General features: G+C 57.0%; 23 protein-coding genes and 1 pseudogene. 15 read left to right on the top strand and 9 right to left on the bottom strand.

All coding sequences use genetic code 11. From position 1 onward, the window contains the following. Window positions 1-71: 71 nt before the first annotated feature. Complete coding sequence (locus tag GOV38_RS16745) at window positions 72-977, top strand: rhodanese-related sulfurtransferase (RefSeq protein ID WP_171209220.1); 906 nt, start codon at window positions 72-74, stop codon at window positions 975-977. Between the two features lie 65 nt (window positions 978-1042). Then, a complete protein-coding gene (locus GOV38_RS16740) occupies window positions 1043-1543 on the top strand; it encodes a potassium channel family protein (RefSeq protein ID WP_171101641.1) in 501 nt (166 codons plus the stop codon). Window positions 1544-1559: 16 nt separating this feature from the next. On the opposite strand, the gene GOV38_RS16735 is transcribed toward GOV38_RS16740, so the two are convergent. Next, a complete protein-coding gene (locus GOV38_RS16735) occupies window positions 1560-1889 on the bottom strand; it encodes a hypothetical protein (protein ID WP_171209219.1) in 330 nt (109 codons plus the stop codon). 383 nt (window positions 1890-2272) lie between these two features. On the opposite strand from GOV38_RS16735, the gene GOV38_RS16730 reads away from it, so the two are divergent. The 5 genes and pseudogenes from GOV38_RS16730 to fliP all read left to right on the top strand — a co-directional run bounded on the left by GOV38_RS16730 (window position 2273) and on the right by fliP (window position 6549). Beyond that, window positions 2273-3625, top strand: coding sequence for an MmgE/PrpD family protein (locus tag GOV38_RS16730; protein WP_171209218.1), 1353 nt, complete (start codon window positions 2273-2275; stop codon window positions 3623-3625). 201 nt (window positions 3626-3826) lie between these two features. Then, a pseudogene (locus tag GOV38_RS16725) lies at window positions 3827-4942 on the top strand (flagellar M-ring protein FliF C-terminal domain-containing protein); the annotation flags it as partial. Then, the gene (locus GOV38_RS16720) at window positions 4942-5538 is read left to right on the top strand and encodes an ABC transporter ATP-binding protein (RefSeq protein ID WP_171209217.1); all 597 of its coding nucleotides are present in this window, start codon (window positions 4942-4944) and stop codon (window positions 5536-5538) included. The pseudogene GOV38_RS16725 and the gene GOV38_RS16720, both read left to right, overlap by 1 nt. Continuing rightward, complete coding sequence (locus GOV38_RS16715) at window positions 5531-5818, top strand: FliM/FliN family flagellar motor C-terminal domain-containing protein (protein WP_171209216.1); 288 nt, start codon at window positions 5531-5533, stop codon at window positions 5816-5818. Before GOV38_RS16720 ends, GOV38_RS16715 begins: the two co-directional genes overlap by 8 nt. After that, window positions 5818-6549 carry a flagellar type III secretion system pore protein FliP gene (gene fliP, locus GOV38_RS16710; protein WP_171209215.1) on the top strand — a complete coding sequence of 244 codons (732 nt, stop codon included), beginning with the start codon at window positions 5818-5820 and terminating at the stop codon, window positions 6547-6549. The genes GOV38_RS16715 and fliP overlap by 1 nt, the downstream gene beginning before the upstream one ends. 50 nt (window positions 6550-6599) lie before the next feature. On the opposite strand, the gene GOV38_RS16705 is transcribed toward fliP, so the two are convergent. Further along, window positions 6600-7208 (bottom strand): phospholipid-binding protein MlaC, encoded by a 609-nt coding sequence (locus GOV38_RS16705; protein WP_171131928.1) that lies wholly within the window; start codon window positions 7206-7208, stop codon window positions 6600-6602. Beyond that, window positions 7198-7983, bottom strand: a complete 786-nt coding sequence (locus GOV38_RS16700) for a VacJ family lipoprotein (protein WP_171101707.1) — start codon at window positions 7981-7983, stop codon at window positions 7198-7200. The genes GOV38_RS16705 and GOV38_RS16700 overlap by 11 nt, the downstream gene beginning before the upstream one ends. 330 nt (window positions 7984-8313) lie before the next feature. Between GOV38_RS16700 and GOV38_RS16695 the strand changes: the two genes are divergently transcribed. From GOV38_RS16695 to GOV38_RS16680, 4 genes are read left to right on the top strand one after another with little or no spacing between them, the layout of a single operon-like run. Beyond that, window positions 8314-8769, top strand: a complete 456-nt coding sequence (locus GOV38_RS16695) for a RidA family protein (RefSeq protein ID WP_171209214.1) — start codon at window positions 8314-8316, stop codon at window positions 8767-8769. Then, window positions 8766-9536: a glycerophosphodiester phosphodiesterase family protein gene (locus GOV38_RS16690; RefSeq protein ID WP_171209213.1), complete on the top strand. Its 771-nt coding sequence runs from the start codon at window positions 8766-8768 to the stop codon at window positions 9534-9536. The genes GOV38_RS16695 and GOV38_RS16690 overlap by 4 nt, the downstream gene beginning before the upstream one ends. A 46-nt stretch (window positions 9537-9582) precedes the next feature. Beyond that, a complete protein-coding gene (locus GOV38_RS16685) occupies window positions 9583-10770 on the top strand; it encodes a GNAT family N-acetyltransferase (RefSeq protein ID WP_171209212.1) in 1188 nt (395 codons plus the stop codon). Beyond that, the gene (locus GOV38_RS16680; RefSeq protein ID WP_171101625.1) at window positions 10767-11060 is read left to right on the top strand and encodes a 4a-hydroxytetrahydrobiopterin dehydratase; all 294 of its coding nucleotides are present in this window, start codon (window positions 10767-10769) and stop codon (window positions 11058-11060) included. The genes GOV38_RS16685 and GOV38_RS16680 overlap by 4 nt, the downstream gene beginning before the upstream one ends. Here the strand turns inward: GOV38_RS16680 and GOV38_RS16675 are convergent. The 4 genes from GOV38_RS16675 to GOV38_RS16660 form a co-directional block, all read right to left on the bottom strand. Then, a complete protein-coding gene (locus GOV38_RS16675) occupies window positions 11057-11368 on the bottom strand; it encodes a hypothetical protein (protein ID WP_171101624.1) in 312 nt (103 codons plus the stop codon). The two genes, GOV38_RS16680 and GOV38_RS16675, sit on opposite strands and share 4 nt — an antisense overlap. 27 nt (window positions 11369-11395) lie before the next feature. Continuing rightward, complete coding sequence (locus GOV38_RS16670; RefSeq protein WP_171131937.1) at window positions 11396-11743, bottom strand: EF-hand domain-containing protein; 348 nt, start codon at window positions 11741-11743, stop codon at window positions 11396-11398. 11 nt (window positions 11744-11754) lie between these two features. After that, window positions 11755-12000, bottom strand: a complete 246-nt coding sequence (locus GOV38_RS22505) for a glycine zipper 2TM domain-containing protein (RefSeq protein ID WP_171101622.1) — start codon at window positions 11998-12000, stop codon at window positions 11755-11757. 81 nt (window positions 12001-12081) lie between these two features. Continuing rightward, window positions 12082-12567 (bottom strand): peroxiredoxin, encoded by a 486-nt coding sequence (locus tag GOV38_RS16660; RefSeq protein ID WP_171209211.1) that lies wholly within the window; start codon window positions 12565-12567, stop codon window positions 12082-12084. Between the two features lie 99 nt (window positions 12568-12666). Between GOV38_RS16660 and GOV38_RS16655 the strand changes: the two genes are divergently transcribed. The 4 genes from GOV38_RS16655 (at window position 12667) to GOV38_RS16640 (ending at window position 15366) form a co-directional block, all read left to right on the top strand. Beyond that, window positions 12667-13878, top strand: a complete 1212-nt coding sequence (locus tag GOV38_RS16655) for an NAD(P)/FAD-dependent oxidoreductase (RefSeq protein ID WP_171209210.1) — start codon at window positions 12667-12669, stop codon at window positions 13876-13878. Then, window positions 13875-14435: a 16S rRNA (guanine(966)-N(2))-methyltransferase RsmD gene (rsmD, locus tag GOV38_RS16650; protein WP_171209209.1), complete on the top strand. Its 561-nt coding sequence runs from the start codon at window positions 13875-13877 to the stop codon at window positions 14433-14435. The genes GOV38_RS16655 and rsmD overlap by 4 nt, the downstream gene beginning before the upstream one ends. A gap of 89 nt (window positions 14436-14524) precedes the next feature. Continuing rightward, the gene (locus GOV38_RS16645; protein ID WP_171209208.1) at window positions 14525-15160 is read left to right on the top strand and encodes an HAD family phosphatase; all 636 of its coding nucleotides are present in this window, start codon (window positions 14525-14527) and stop codon (window positions 15158-15160) included. A 23-nt stretch (window positions 15161-15183) separates the two neighbouring features. Next, window positions 15184-15366, top strand: a complete 183-nt coding sequence (locus GOV38_RS16640) for a hypothetical protein (RefSeq protein WP_171101617.1) — start codon at window positions 15184-15186, stop codon at window positions 15364-15366. Here GOV38_RS16640 and map read toward each other — a convergent pair. Both map and GOV38_RS16630 read right to left on the bottom strand, forming a co-directional pair. Then, window positions 15351-16166 (bottom strand): type I methionyl aminopeptidase, encoded by an 816-nt coding sequence (gene map, locus GOV38_RS16635; RefSeq protein WP_171101616.1) that lies wholly within the window; start codon window positions 16164-16166, stop codon window positions 15351-15353. The two genes, GOV38_RS16640 and map, sit on opposite strands and share 16 nt — an antisense overlap. 119 nt (window positions 16167-16285) lie before the next feature. Next, a complete protein-coding gene (locus tag GOV38_RS16630; RefSeq protein WP_171209207.1) occupies window positions 16286-16675 on the bottom strand; it encodes a hypothetical protein in 390 nt (129 codons plus the stop codon). Window positions 16676-16679 lie beyond the last annotated feature (4 nt).

Below are 16679 nucleotides of genomic sequence, written 5' to 3'. Positions count from 1 at the left end.
GGTAGGTGGCCGGACGGGCCAGGTCAATGCGGTCTCTTGCGTCTGATCCGCGTCAGGAGTAGATCGCGCGCATGTATACTATCGCAGCTCTCTATCACTTTACGCGTTTCGATGATCCCGATGCTTTGCGTCCTGCATTGATCGAGTTGTGCCGCGCCCAGAAGGTCAAAGGTACCTTGCTGCTGGCACGCGAAGGCATCAACGGGACAATTGCAGGCCCTCGCGCTGGCATTGACGCGGTCCTGGCCCATATCTGTGCGCTGCCTGGTTGCGCAGATCTGGAATGGAAAGAGGCGACGTCGGATCACCCACCTTTTGGCAAAATGAAAGTGCGGCTGAAGAAAGAGATCGTCACCATGGGGCAACCCGATGTCGATCCACGGGCCAGTGTCGGACATTACGTCGAACCAGAGGATTGGAACGAACTTATCCGCTCTGACGATGTGGTGGTGATCGACACGCGCAACGACTATGAGGTGGCGATTGGGACATTTGAAGGCGCAATAGACCCTGAGACAGCCAGTTTTCGCGAGTTTCCCACCTGGTGGGAGGCCAACAAAGACCGGTTCCACAACAAGCGCGTCGCCATGTTCTGTACCGGTGGTATTCGGTGCGAAAAGTCCACCAATTATCTGTTGGGGCAGGGGGTCGAGGATGTCTATCACCTCAAGGGTGGGATTTTGCGCTACCTCGAGGAAATGCCCGCTGAGCAAAGTACTTGGCAAGGTGAGTGCTTTGTCTTCGACAACCGTGTTTCGGTGGGGCACGGTCTGGTCGAAGGGCCGCATAAACTGTGTCACGGGTGCCGCCGCCCAATCCTGCCCGAAGATGTAAAGCGCCCTGAATACGAACATGGTGTTGCCTGTCATCAGTGTGTTGATGAGACCTCGGAACAGGACAAGATGCGGTTTCGCGAACGCCAAAAACAGATTCTCTTGGCCCGCAAACGCGGGGATGAGCATTTGGGAACGGACTGAATTTGGCTTGCAGCCGAGTTTTGAATTCCAGATGATCCCGCTTGTAACCCCGTGCCGGAGCGTTCATGTCCCGCGAACCCAGAACCCTTGAGGAATGGAAATCCACTCTACTCGCAGCGCTTGGCCTGATGCTGGCCAGCTTTATCGCGTGGTTTGGCCTGTCGCGCCTGAATGAGACCACTGCAGGCGATACAATCGGAACCCTGGCGTCGGTCGGTTTGCTGATCTGGATCGCGTCGCAATCCTGGTTCTACGTTACTCAGGTCAAATCGCCGCGGCGGTTGCTATTGCTGATGGGGATTTCCTTTATTCAGGTTGTCCCCTTCCTATTTGCCGCTGTTTATGGCGCGTTTGGCTATAACGACAACTGCGTCGTTGGCGCGGGTGGACCGGCGGATATTCTGTATTTCTCTTATGTTACTTTCACCACAGTCGGGTATGGCGACATGTCTCCAACCGGTTTGTGCCGCGGGTTGGCCGTGGCCGAAGCGGTGACGGGCTACATCCTGCTGGGCATGTTCGTCGCGGCGGCTGTTGCTATCTATTCTCGCGAACACAATCATTGAAAGAAGCGAAGCAGATCTATTTGTTCTGATCGATCCAGCGCGACATCAGCTGCTTGTCTTTGAAGCATTCCGCAGGGATCGGTCGCCGTTTGCTGCGAGAGATACGTTCTGCAAAAGCAATCTGTTTGCCTGTTGGGTAGTTCGCAAACGGTGACGTATCTTCCGGTTTATGAGCTGAAATCCAGGCAGACATGGACTTCCGATCGCGTTGCGCCTCAACCGGGATATCCAGAGCTGATCTTTCTGCAATGGCACGGGCATAGCGCATTTGCCGGTCGGTGACCGGTAACAGGTGGTAGTCGTTGCTGGGTGCATCGAACCAGCTTTGACGGGCAGCATTTGTCATCGCTCGAATACCTCCGTTCCACACAGGAACAAATATAGAACATTTGTGGAACTTTTTCAAGAATACCGTTAGTTTCGACACTTGATTTGCCGATACCCAAACAGCCTGTCCCGTCGTTATTCGACTTCGCGTGCACGCATTTTTGCGTGTCTTACCTCAATGAAGGGTGCGATTTTGGCATTTCAACCCAAACGGATTCACGTCTTTGCGCGTTTTCTGTCATTGAGCACAAATTTGCTGATTCAGAGCCTGAATTTGTCAGACTTTCGGGTCTATTTCGTCTAATCCGCGCGGTTCTCGACATTTCACGTCGGGATCAGATCATATTCCCGGCCGGTCCTGTGGCTGAATTCCTGTACATGCACTTGTTTGGGGGTTTGATCATGAACGATACGTTTGGCCGCGTCGCCGAGCTGACGCTGAATACTCCAACCAATGCGATACCGGGGTCTACGCTAGAAACCGCAGCTTTGCTTTTTCTGGATACGCTGGGTGTTCTGATTGGTGCGGCCCCGATGGAGGCTGGTGTGATCGCGCGCGACACAGCGGCATTGCTCTACGCCAGTTCCGATCCAGCATTTTCAGCAGGCATGTTGTTCGATGGGCGCCGGGTCAGTTTGGCGGGGGCGGCCTATGCGACAGCGACGCAGACTGACAACCTCGACGCTCATGACGGATACAACCCCACCAAGGGTCATATCGGTGTTGCAATCGTGCCAGCTTTGGCCGCTTTGGCTGAGCAGCGACCAGAGTTGAGCGGGCCCGAGGCCTTGGCCGCCATGACAATAGGTTACGAGATTGCCGGGCGCGCGGGTTTGGCTTTGCATCACAGCGTCAGCGACTATCACACATCAGGAGCTTGGAACGCGCTGGGAGTGGCGGCCATGGCTGCACGGCTGCGCGGGCAGACCCCAGATCAGTTGCGCCATGCTCTGGGGATCGCTGAATATCATGGTCCGCGCAGTCAAATGATGCGCGAGATCGCAAATCCAACAATGTTGCATGACGGATCTGGATGGGGTGCAATGGTGGGCCTGTCTGCATCAGTTCTGGCAGAGCGCGGGTTTACCGGTGCACCTGCCATCACGCTTGAAGACGATGATGTCGCACAGTTTTGGTCGGATCTGGGTTCGGATTGGCTGATCGACGATCAGTATATCAAACCCTATCCGATCTGCCGCTGGGCCCATGCTGCGATTGACGGAGTACGCCAGTTGATGCAGCAACATGATCTGTCTCATGAGCAGATCAAAGAACTGAGAGTCTTCAGCTTTCATGAGGCCGCCCGCCTGTTCCCCGGTATGCCAAAGACAACATCGCAGGCACAATATTCGCTGCCTTTTGCGGTGGCCGCCCACGCTGTGCACGGTCGCATTGGTGTCGAACATATCTCGGGCGCCGGGCTGGCAGACCTGTCGGTGGCAGAGCTTGTCCAGCGGATCACCGTTTCTGAACGTGACCGCCACAATGCGCGGTTCCCTTTGGGCCGATGGGCCGATGTCGAACTGATGACGAATGACGGCCAGGTCTATGAATCCGACGACATCAACGCCCGTGGCGGAGCAGAAGAGCCGCTTGGCCGGGATGAAATTGTCGCCAAATTCAATGAATTTGCCGTGCCGGTGTTAGGCCGGACCAGAGCCTCTCAGATCTGCGCGACCGTGTTGTCTCTACCTTCAAAACAATCCCGGTTTTCCGACCTCGCACATCTTATTTACGATCCGCCCGGAATATGACCGATCAGAATTTGTCGGCGTACTCTTACGTGTTAGAGACTAAAAAAGCTTTCCCGCTATTCCAACACAGCCTCATCTGACCTGTGTAAATCGTCCAATAGGGTAAACATTTCAGAGATCTGACTGCGAGTCGCGTCACTCTGTTTCAACAAAGCTTCAGCATCGGCAAGCGGTGTATCCGACGCGCGTCGCATCGGTGTCGCCAACCCGTTTCAGCGCAGTGTGACCCCGACTGCTTCGGTCTATCTGGTGGCGTCGGGCGCGCAGATCACTGGCGACCAGGCCAAAGCGATCCGATTTCTTGTTTCTTCGGCTGTCAGCGGCTCGGCCCCCGAAAACGTTGCCGTGATCGATTCGAGCGGCGCAGTGATCGGTGCGCAGGATGATCCAGTGGCCGGGGATAGCGCGGATGAAAAGGCGCGCCAGTTGCGCGAACGCGTTTTGCGTTTGGTCGAGGCGCGGGTTGGCGCAGGAAACGCGGTGGTCGAGGTCAGCGTCGATACGGTGACCGAAACTGAATCGATCCGTGAACGGCGGTTTGATCCACAAAGCCGGGTGGCGATCAGCACCGATGTTGAAGAACGCTCGGACAGCGCGCGCAACCAGTCGTCTGATGTGACGGTCGCGTCGAACCTGCCAGATGGTGACGGTGCCGGAGGGGACGAATCCAACTCGACGGCGACCCAAACCCGTGAACGCGTGAACTATGAGGTCTCCGAGACCGAACTCGAGGTTCATCGGGCACCCGGCGCCATCAAGCGGCTGACCGTTGCGGTGTTGGTCAATGGTATACAGACCGATGCGGGGTTCGAGCCGATGCCGCAGGCTGAACTTGACGCGTTGGAAGAACTGGTGGCCTCGGCCGTTGGGTACGACGCCGAGCGGGGCGATGTGATCACCCTCAAATCGCTGGACCTGCCGGTGGTCGAACCGGCTGGAACCCTGGTGGCTTCTTCGCTGTGGCAGAACATCCATCTGGACGTGATGTCTCTGATCCAGATGGCGGTTTTGGCGCTTATTTCTCTTGTTTTGGCTCTGTTCGTGATCCGACCGATCCTGACCAATCAGGCAGCCCCGGCTTTGCCATCCCCCGCCACAGCGAACACCGGCGATGCGCCGCTGGTTGGTGAGATTGCGGCAGATGACGGGCAGGAATTCACGGCTTTGCCAGGACAGCCGGCTCAGAATGTTCCAGCGTTGTCCGAGGCACGCAGTGACGATGCCGTCGACCGTTTGCGCTCGATGATTGGAGACAAGCAGGAAGAAACGGTCGAGATACTGCGCAGTTGGCTTGAGGAAAGCGAGGAGACGGCCTGATGTCGATTGCGCATCTTCTCGAGGATTTCACCACTCAGGTTGGTGGCAGTGCGTTGCATCTTCTGGATGAAGAAGCACTGGAGGAACAGCGCCTGATCGCATTCGAGCGCGGATATGGTGCTGGTTGGGACGACGCCACTCAAGCTCGGGACGCAGGCCGCGACAAGCTTACGGGCGATTTGTCAGCGGCCTTGGCGGATGTGTCGTTCACCTATCACGAAGCGCTGACACGGATGACCGTTTCGCTTGAGCCGATGTTCGAAAGCCTGGTCCAGACGGTTTTGCCGGAAGCGCTGGATCAGAGTTTTGCGCGCAGACTGATCGAACAGCTTGTCGAGATGGCGCGCAACCAAATCGCGCAACCCATTCAATTGCGCGTGCCTCAGGGAACAGCCGCGCTGATCGATGACTTGCTGCCAGAAGGTCTGCCCTCCAAAGCTCAGGTCGTCGAAGACCCCGGCTTGATGCCGGGGCAGGCAGCATTACAGGTCGGGCAGGAGCGTCGCGAGATTGACCACATCGCGTTGCTGTCCACCATCGCGGCGGCTTTTGACGCCTATCTGTTTGAAGCAAAAGAGGCTTTGACCCATGACTGACTCGCAAAACACAACCCAGGACAAACCCAACCCGTTCGAGGCCATCCCAATTGAGGTAACGGTATCCGTTGGCCGCGCGCGCCCTTTGATCCGAGATCTGTTGAGCATGGGTGAGAACGCGGTTCTGACCCTGGACAAGCGGATCGAGGATCCTGTCGATCTCTATGTTGGTGATCAACTGGTCGCCAGAGGTTTGCTGGAGGAGATGGAGGGGGACCAAGCCGGTCAGCTGGCAGTACGTTTGACCGAAACCTCAGATCTTCAAAACGGGATCGGATAATGCGCTTCCTGGCCTGGCTACCGGTTCTGGCGCTGTTGATGATGCCGTCACATGCGGTTGCGCAAGAACTGTCCGTGTCGCTGGGCGAGGGCGGATCCATCTCCGCCCGATCAATACAGTTGATCCTGCTGATCACGGTGCTCAGCCTGGCGCCGGGTTTGGCGATCATGATCACCTGTTTCCCGTTTCTGATCACGGTCCTTTCGATCTTACGGCAAGGGATCGGATTGCAGCAATCACCGCCGAACATGTTGATTGTCAGCCTTGCGCTGTTCCTGACCTATTTCATCATGGAGCCGGTATTTACCGAAGCCTGGGTCACCGGCATCCAGCCAATGATTGAAGAAACGCTGGAGGTAGAGCCCGCGTTGACGCGGGCGATGGTGCCGTTTCGTGAGTTCATGGCTGCGCGGCTGGATGCGGATACATTCCAGGCGATGGCTGCCTTGCGTCCAAACGGCGACACCCTGCAGCCGACCCCGGACGCCCCGCTTTCGGTTTTGATGCCGTCTTTCATGCTTTCGGAAATCGCACGCGCCTTTCAGATCGGGTTTCTGGTCTTTCTGCCGTTTTTGATCATCGATCTGGTTGTCGCGGCTGTGCTCATGTCTATGGGCATGATGATGGTGCCGCCAGCCACTGTTGCGCTGCCATTCAAACTGGCGTTTTTTGTGATTGCCGATGGATGGGCACTGATCGCAGGCGCGTTGGTGCGCAGCTATGTGCCCTGACCCGTCCAGTCTCGCCTCGCGGCTCTGGTCACGCATCAGGGCGGGAAACCCTAACCGATTGAATCCAGATCTTTGATCAACTGATTGAGGTTGCCTTTGCGTGCATCCAGCAGGGCCCCGATCTCTGTTCTTTCGGTCAAAAGCAGGTTCACACCCTCGATGAACATGTTGAAGAACTTACCGCGGCCCGATTTATCGGAAACGAGGAACGTCACCTCGAACGGTGCCGAGCCGCGCAGTTTCACTGATGTTCTAACCTCGTAACCCGCTTTGATTTTGCGTGCATTGAGAACGGTAACTTCGCCACCGATGAACTCGCGGAAACGACGACCGTATTTGCGCGAGATGTAACCCTGAAACGCCTTGGTGAACTGACGCATCTGAGCATTGGACGCGCTGCGAGCTTCGACACCGAGCGCATAGCGGGCCATGATCGGCACATCACCGTATTCCACGAAGATCCGTTCGAAATCGCGCAGCATCGCGTTTTCGGATTTACCGGAGTCGATAACGCGGGTGATGTCGGCGACCACTGAATTCACCAGCTGCGTGGCCTCTGCCTCAGTCAAAGCAAAGGCGGGAAGGGGCAGCAGTGTCGCCGCTAGACCAGCGAATGAGGTCGAAACAAATTGACGTCTGTTCAAAACATTATTCGGCATAGGGGTCCTCGTAAGGGTCTAGGAAAGGGTCCCTGACAGGGTCGGTGCCAATATCGGCATATGGGTCATCATATAGACCCAAATAGGAGTCTTCATCATCTCTCGCCAGTTCAAACCGACGATTTTGTAGATAAATCAGGCGCGCCTGGGCATAGCTGTCTGCGCTGTCGTACAAAATCGAGTCGACCGTATCTGAAAACCGACCGCGGTCGCCCATGCGTCTTACAACTTCGGCATAGACGCCCAAATTGTCGGCGGGCCGCACGGGGGTGAAGTTGATGGGATTCGAGAACAAATTGACGATTACACCCACCGCGTCGCGAGTGGTTGAGGGGCCATAGAAAGGCAGCTCGACATACGCGCCTTCCCCAAATCCCCAAACGTGAAGCGTTTCTCCGAAATCGGTATCCACAGGTGGCAGGTTCAATTCGTCAGCAGGCGCGGATAAGCCCAGGCCACCAACGGTCATGTTGATCACAAAGCGCAGAAGAGCGTTGCCCATCTGTTTGGGGTTGCCCTGCAACAGATAGTCAATCGCCTGCCCGGGCAGCGAGATGTTTTCGGCGAAGGTGCTAAAGCTGGTCACCATCGGATCCGGGACGATTTTGACATAGCCCTTTGACGCCGGGCGGAACAGAAACCGGTCAACACCCAGATTGAACTTATGAACCGAGCGGTTGGCGCCTTCGTAAGGGTCAAATACTTCGCCCCGAGCAGCTTCGTCTGCGGGTTGGCTGGCACAGGCAGACAAAAAGGTCGCGACGGACAGCACCATCAGGGTTTTCAGAAGACTGAGACGAGACACTGTTCCTGCCACTCCAAAAAAGCCCGGTCTTACGATGCCGGTCATTCAAACAATAATAGGCTTGCCGCGCAAAGGCGCAATCCGAGGTCACATAAACGTTCCAAGTGTGAATTGAAACTCCTTGCGTTTAACGCGTTTAAGGGTTTGTCGTAAAGTGAGACCAACTTGCAGCATCAAGAATGAGTGAACTCATGCTCAGAGTGTCACTTTGACAGCAGGTTTGCATTTCCCGCTTTCCGATTAGGCGCTTCCCGGTTAGCGTCCGCCCGAGTCGAACTTGGCGAGGAAGAGGAACAAGACATGAGCATTGCAGCAAAACTGGAAAGCCTGGGCGTCAACTTGCCAGATGCGCCCGCTCCGGCGGCGAATTATGTGCCTTTCGTGCGCGTTGGGAACATCGTTTATGTCTCGGGCCAGATCTCGATGGATGGTGAACTCATTACAGGCAAGCTGGGCGACACGATGGATGTCGAGGCCGGTGCCGCAGCCGCAAGAACCTGTGCGATCAACCTGTTGGCTCAGGTCAAAGCGGCGTGTGGGGGTGACATCGACAAGCTGGTGCGTGTGATCAAACTGACCGGTTTTGTGAACTCGACGCCGGATTTCACCGCACAGCCACAAGTCATCAACGGAGCCTCGGATTTTCTGGTCGAAGCGCTGGGCGAGGCCGGTCGCCATTCCCGTTCCGCTGTCAGCGCAGCCGCGCTTCCGTTGGGTGTGGCGGTTGAAATCGAAGGCATTTTCGAAGTCCAATGAGACCCGCGCTGCCAGAGGCCTTCCTCTCGGTACCGATTGCGCATCGTGCCTTGCACGATATCGAAAACGCGCGCCCGGAAAACAGCCGGGCCGCAATCGAGGCTGCGATTGAGGCCGGATATGGGATTGAGATTGATCTGCAGCTGACCTCGGACGCGCAGGCCATGGTCTTTCACGACTATGACATGACGCGATTGACCGGCCAGCCTGGCCCGATCCAGCAAATCCCGGCACGGCAGGCGCAACAAACGGCCCTGCTGAAAGGGGACGGCGCGGGTATTCCAAGCCTGGAAGATGTGCTGACTCTTGTGGCGGGGCGCGTGCCGTTGCTGATCGAGCTTAAGGATCAGGACGGTGCGATGGGGCCGAATATCGGCGCGCTCGAGGCCGCGACGGTGCGGGCCCTGCAAGGGTATCAGGGGCCTGTGGCGCTGATGTCCTTCAACCCGCACAGTGTTGTCGAACTGGCCCGTCTGGCTCCGGACATCCCGCGCGGTATTGTGACGTGTTCCTATCAGCCCAAGGTCGAGCTTTTGCCTGAAACCGTCTGTGACCACTTGCGTGGTATCCCGGATTTCGACCGGGCTCACGCGAGTTTCATCAGCCACGAGGCCAAAGATCTCTCGCGCCCGCGGGTGGCCGAGCTGAAGGCAAGAGGCGTTCCGATCCTGTGTTGGACGATCCGCTCGCCCGAAGAAGAGGCACAGGCGCGTCTGGTTGCCGATAATGTGACATTCGAAGGGTATCTGGCCGAACATTCGGCTTGAACCGATTTGCCTCGGCCACAGATAATAGCCAGGGCGTTGAGGGCACATGGATCAATCACAAGTCGAAGTTCGGATTCTGAGCTCGCTGTCGCAGATTTCGGCGGCGGACTGGGACAGTTGCGCCTGTCCCGAGGCCGCAGAGGGCGGACGCCCGCTGGATCCGTTTACAACGCACCGGTTTCTGATGGCGCTGGAAGAAAGCGGCTCGGTCGGGCGTGGCACCGGCTGGCAGCCGCAATATCTGACAGCCTATCTTGACGGGATGCTGATTGGCGCCGCACCGATGTATGCCAAAAGCCACAGTCAGGGTGAGTATATCTTCGATCACAGCTGGGCCCATGCCTATGAAAGCGCGGGTGGTCGCTACTATCCCAAGCTGCAAATAGCGGTGCCTTTTACACCCGCCACAGGACGACGCTTTCTGGTGCGACCGGGCTATGACGTGGTGGGCATGTCAGCGCTTGTGCAGGGCGCAGTGCAACTGGCGGCCGAGAACCAGGTTTCGTCGCTCCATGCCACGTTTTGCACCGAGGCCGAAGCGCTTGCGGGCGCGCAGATGGGGTTGATGCATCGCCAGTCGCAACAGTTTCATTGGTTGAACGAAGACTATGCCGATTTCGATGGTTTCTTGGCAGCACTGTCGTCGCGCAAGCGGAAGAACATCCGAAAAGAGCGTAAACAGGCCACCGCGTTTGGCGGCCAGATCCACACTCTGACCGGAGACGACCTGCACCCAGAACACTGGGACGCGTTTTGGCGCTTTTATCAGGATACCGGTGCACGCAAATGGGGTGCGCCTTATCTGACGCGGCAATTCTTTGATATCGCCCATGAAACCATGGCCGAAGACATGGCTTTGGTCATTGCGGAACGCAACGGATATCCGGTTGCTGGCGCGCTGAACTTCATCGGGCGAGAAACCCTATACGGTCGCTATTGGGGTTGTGTTGAACATCATCCCTGTCTGCATTTCGAACTGTGCTATTATCGGGCCATCGATTTCGCCATCGCCCAGGGCTTGAAACGGGTCGAGGCCGGGGCGCAGGGCGAACACAAGCTGGCGCGGGGTTATTTACCAACACTGACGCATAGCGTTCACTGGGTTGGTGACGCGGGATTTGCGGATGCGATCCGAAAATATCTGGACGCCGAAGCCCAAGCTGTGGGGGAAGAGATCGAAATCCTGACGGATTACGGCCCGTTCAAAAAGGCAAACCCGGAGGAACAGCAATGAGTGAACTCTTGTCGACCGAGGCGCGTGGCCCTTTGCTGGACCCGCTATTCAGAAATGGCTGGATGATGGTCGAAGACCGAGATGCCCTGACCAAGACCTTTACGTTCGATGATTTCGTTGACGCGTTCGGATGGATGACCCGAGTGGCGATCTGGGCCGAGAAGTGGAACCATCATCCCGAATGGTTCAACGTCTACAAGACGGTTGAGGTCACATTGTCCACCCACGATGTGGGTGGGTTGTCATCATTGGACGCCAAACTGGCACGCAAGATGGACGCGCTGGTTTAGTCGCGATCCGATTGTGACCCTTGCCCGCCGGCCAAGAGAGCAACCTGTGCCATTTGACGGAATTCAGCGGGTGTGACGGAGCCGCTGCTAACATCGATATTGCCGGGTATGCGCGTGGTGCGATTTCCGATCGACCGTACACTGCGCGCACGGGGATCAATATCCAGGCACCGGGTTTCAAAACAGGTCAAGCCGCTGGTATTGATCTCGATCCGCGTTTGCCCGTCGGCACCGACAAAAGTCGGCGCCTGAGGCACGTCACAGGCTGCTAAACACAACACGGCCCCGAGGCCGATCCATTTGTTCATAATACACTCCCGTCAAAATACCGGGGCTCAATCCAGCCGGCCGTTTCCGTCTTGATCCGCTGCCTGAAAGTCAGCGTTCATCTGATTGTTGTATTCCTCACGAGAAATAACGCTGTCGTTGTTTCGGTCAACCTTTTGGAATTGCTTGATGTCCAGAAATTTTGTCGCTTCGGCCTGACCCAGCGTGCCGTTCTTGTCGTCATCCATTTCCTGAAACGCATAGTCGGAAAACGCGTCGAATTCGTCTTTGGACAGGAAGCCGTCATTGTTTGTGTCGATGGCCTTCAATTCGGCTTCGTTCAACTCGGCCGTTGTCTCGGCGGCGCCAGCGCTTGCAAGACCCAAAAACACCAGAATTGCGGTTGCGTATTTCATCCGGGTTCTCCTCAGCAAGCGTAACGTTGACCGCTGACCCCACCGGCAGCAGCGCCTGCGGCAGTCAGAATTGCTTTGCCGGATCCACCGCCGAACTGATTTCCAATCGCCCCGCCGATCAAAGCGCCGCCAAGCGTTCCGCTTAGGCATGCGATCTCGTGCTGACGCGCGGCTTGTTGCTGAGGGGTCGGGGCGGGCCCGCATGCGGCCAAGGTGCCAGCGCTGACCAGGCCAAACGCAATAAACTTGAGTTTCATTCGCGGTTCTCCGGTTTGCATCACTTTGATACTTGCATACCAAAGAACCGCCGCAAGTTAAATTTGCCGCGCCGCCGGGGCTTAGATTGACGCCAGCAGACCTTCGCCTGCCGAAATCTCACATGCGCCTGGGCTTTCTTCCAGGTTCAACGCAGTTACCTTGCCATCTTCGACAAGCATCGCATAGCGCTTGGAGCGTGCGATCAACCCCGCAGGCGGTGCGTCAAAATCCATACCAATGGCTTTGGTGAATTCAGACGTCGCGTCGGCCAGCATAGTCAGACCCGCATCCGCAGCACCGGTCGCTTCGCCCCAGGCTTTCATGACAAAAGGATCGTTGACCGAGATGCAGATGATTTCATCAACGCCCTTTGCGTCAAACTGATCCTTTGTGCGGATAAAGCTGGGCACATGGGCCGAGTGGCACGTTGGGGTGAACGCACCCGGAACCGCAAAGATCACCACTTTGCGTCCTTTGGTCTTGTCTGAAATCCGAACCTCTTCCGGCCCCTCCGCACCCAATTGGGTCAATGTGGCATCGGGAAGGGTGTCTCCACTGGAAATCATTTTTCAGCTCCTGTTGTTTGGATTTGCAGAGTTGTGTTGCGACGCAATATAGGTGGTCCTGTGAACGAGACCACGTGAATTTGACAGGGTAAGAGACACATGAGCCATTTTGTTGTGATCGGGGCCGGACAGGCCGGAGCATCGTTGGTTGCCAGATTGCGCAAGGACGGGTTCGATGGCGAAATCACCCTGATCGGGGCCGAGCCTCATTTGCCCTATCAGCGCCCACCTTTGTCCAAGGCTTATCTGCTTGGCGAAATGGAGCTGGAGCGTCTGTTTCTGCGACCCGAAAGCTTTTACGCGGAAAACAACATCACCTTGCGCCTTGGTCAGCCCGTGACTGATATTGATCCACAGGCCAAGACCGTGACCGTCGCGGGTGAGGTGATTTCCTATGACGAACTGGCGCTTACCACCGGGTCCGAGCCACGACGCCTGCCCGCTGCAATCGGTGGCGATCTGGAGGGCGTGCATGTGGTGCGCGATCTGGCCCATGTTGATGATATGGGCCCCTTTGTGACCGAAGGCGCCCGCGCCCTGATCGTGGGCGGTGGGTATATCGGGCTTGAGGCCGCAGCCGTCTGCGCCAAGCGTGGGGTCAAGGTGACCTTGGTCGAAATGGCAGATCGCATCCTTCAGCGCGTCGCGGCCCCGGAAACCAGCGATTTCTTCCGCACCCTGCATACGCAATATGGTGCTGATATCCGTGAGGGCGTCGGCCTGGACCATTTGGTTGGCCATGACGGCAAGGTCACCGGCGCTGTTCTTACCGATGGAACAGAGTTGGAAGTTGATCTTGTTGTTGTCGGTGTCGGCATCGTTCCTTCGACCGCTCTTGCCGAAATGGCCGGGCTGGAATTGGACAACGGGATCAAGACCGATGCTCATGGCCGTACCTCAGACCCGTCGATCTGGGCGGCGGGGGATTGCGCCTCATTTCCGCATAGAGAGGGACGCATTCGACTGGAAAGCGTGCCCAATGCCATCGATCAGGCTGAAATCGTGGCCCAGAACATGCTGGGTGCGGCCAAGGATTATGTGGCCACGCCCTGGTTCTGGTCGGATCAGTATGACGTCAAGTTACAAATCGCCGGGCTGAACACAGGTTATGATCGTGTCGTCACACGTCAGGGCGAGGGCCAGACCGTGTCGTTCTGGTACTATAGGGGTGACCAGTTGATTGCCGTTGATGCGATGAACGACCCTCGGGCCTATATGGTTGGCAAACGTCTGATCGACGCCGGTAAGACTGCTGATCCGGCGGTTGTGGCCGACCCCGACGCCGACCTTAAACCGCTGCTTAAAGCGTGAGGATCATCGCCGGAGACTTCCGTGGCCGCGCTTTGGCTTCGGTCGGCAAGGGCGATGCGGGCGCACATCTGCGCCCCACCACCGACCGGGTGCGCGAAAGCCTATTCAACGTTTTGAGCCATCAAATCGACTTCGACGGGCTGCGCGTGCTGGACCTGTTTGCCGGCACCGGAGCACTGGGGCTTGAGGCTTTGTCGCGGGGTGCCGATCACGTGACTTTCGTGGATGATGGGCGCGTGGCGCAGGGTCTGATCCGCAAGAATATCGACCTGATCCAAGCTGCGGACAGCACCAATCTACTGCGCCGCACTGCGCTGAAACTTGGTGACAACCCCGATGCGCCTTACGACCTGATCTTTCTGGATCCTCCTTATGGCAAAAGCCTGGGGCAGAAAGCGATCGCGGCCGCATTAGCCGGGGGCTGGGTCGCAGGTGACGCCCTGATCGTATGGGAAGAAAACGCCCCGATGGCCGCCCCGCCGGGGTTTAATCTGCGCGATACTCGCAAATATGGCGATACCCATATCTCATTGATGTGGCGCGATGTTTCAGACTGAAACGGACACTGGCGATTTGTCGCTGCTTATCAAATTGCCACAACGCCCAAGCTCGGTTAGGGCTGAGCGGTAACAGTTGGAGACCCCTCATGCATGATCTGGTGATTTTCGATTGTGACGGTGTTCTGGTGGACAGTGAGCCGATCACCAACCAAGTGCTGATTGCGAACCTCAACAGCTATGGGCTGAACCTGACCATCGACGATAGTTACCAGCTGTTTGTGGGCGGCACCATGCGAGGTGCAGGAGAGGTCGCGCGCCAGATGGGGGCGGACCTGCCCGAGGATTGGGTCGATCAGATCTATGCCGCTATCTATGGTCGTCTGCGCCAGGGCGTGACGGTGATGCCGGGTGTGCCTGATCTGTTGACCGCGCTGGACCAAAAAGAGGTGCCATTCTGCGTTGCCTCAAATGGCAGCCCCGAAAAGATGGGTATTACCCTGGGGCAAAACGACCTGCTGTATCGTTTCCAAGATGCGATGTTCTCGGCGCATGTGTTGAAGACTGCAAAACCCGATCCCGACCTGTTCCTGACCGCTGCACGTCATTTCGACGCCAGTGCGCCGGTCGTTATCGAAGACAGCATCAGCGGTGTGACCGCTGCGATGCGCGCGAATATGCGCTGTTTGGCCTATGCGCCCGAGGGTGGAGGCGAGAAGCTGGCGGATCTGGGGGCCGAGGTCTTTCGGGACATGGCCGAGGTGCCAGAACTTTTGGGGATTTGAACGACCCGTGCTAAACTGAGCACATGGACCGAGCTTTAACTCCGCCCTTCTGGGTGCCAGCACAAAAGACCGAGGCCGCCACAGGCCCCGAGCCCAAACCCCGGCGCGCACCGGTGTTCATCCATGATGCGGTCACGCCATGGGGGGCCGAGACGATGCTGTTGAAGGTGCTTCGGGATCAGGCCCTGGATCAGGACGAAGAATAGGTCGGGTGGTATTTGCCACCGGGTGACAAGGTAAAGATCTCGACCCCGTCCGCTGTTACACCCACCGAATGCTCGAACTGTGCCGATAGAGATTTGTCCCGGGTCACCGCCGTCCAGTCATCGGCCAGCGTCTTGGTTTCCGGGCGGCCCAGATTGACCATCGGCTCGATGGTAAAGAACATGCCTTCTTCCAGAACCGCGCCAGTGCCCGGGCGACCGTAATGCAGCACATTGGGCGGTGCGTGGAACACACGACCCAGCCCGTGGCCGCAGAAATCGCGCACGACGCTCATACGATGGGCCTCGACATAGGCCTGAATGGCGTGGCCAATATCGCCGAACGTATTGCCGGGTTTGACCATCTCGATGCCTTTGAACAGCGCATCATGGGTCACTTGGATCAACCGCTCGGCCTTGCGTGGCAGCTTGCCGGCCACATACATGCGCGACGTGTCGCCAAACCAGCCGTCGACGATTACGGTCACGTCGATATTCAGAATATCGCCATCTTTCAGACGCTTGTCCCCGGGGATGCCGTGGCACACCACATGGTTCACGCTGATACAGCTGGCGTGTTCATAACCTTTGTACCCGATCGTGGCCGAGGTCGCTCCGGCCTCTTCCACCATCTGAGTGATGATCCCGTCAATCGCGCCAGTGGTCTGGCCGGGAAAGACGTGATCGGCAATATCATCCAGAATGCGCGCCGCCAGAGCCCCTGCCGCGTGCATCCCGGCAAAGTCACCCTGTTCATAGATGCGGATACCGTCCTTCGTCAGACGGCCACGATGCTCTTTCATCGACGCTTGGCTCCAATTGTTGCGCGCAATGAGCTATTTACGCTGCTTGCGCAGAAAGTTCCAGAGGGCGCAGAGTCGCGGTGTTTCGATGTATAATGGTGACGCAGTATCACGAGAATTCAAGCACCGCCGGGCTTCACAATTTCGCAAGGCCGAAACCCCAGCCAGCGCGCGCTAAGGCCCGAGTTTTTGATCGCGACTTTCAGTTGGTCCGAGAAAAACACCCGATTTCTGATACTGCGATCAATCCAAAGATCCAGATCACTGGCGTTGGTCGGGTCAATGGCAAGCTTGTTGTCACCTTCAGGATGCGCCCTCCAGGCCTTTCCTTTAGTGCCAGCCGGATGAATACTTACAGACTTTTCAGGTACGAAGGTCTTTCGGTTTTCTCGAATATGCATGAAAAACCAACGCCTTCCGGGAAAAGGTGTTTTCTGGTCATACTCCCGTAGCTCTACTTCTTTGAATCGTGTACGACCGAGTTGAAACTGAGTTAGCAGGTCATGCATTTCG

Source organism: Ruegeria sp. HKCCA5839, from assembly GCF_013035585.1.
Taxonomy (GTDB): Bacteria; Pseudomonadota; Alphaproteobacteria; order Rhodobacterales; family Rhodobacteraceae; genus Ruegeria.
The sequence above is the reverse complement of the archived record's forward strand: the minus strand, read 5'-3'. Positions and strand labels throughout refer to the sequence as shown.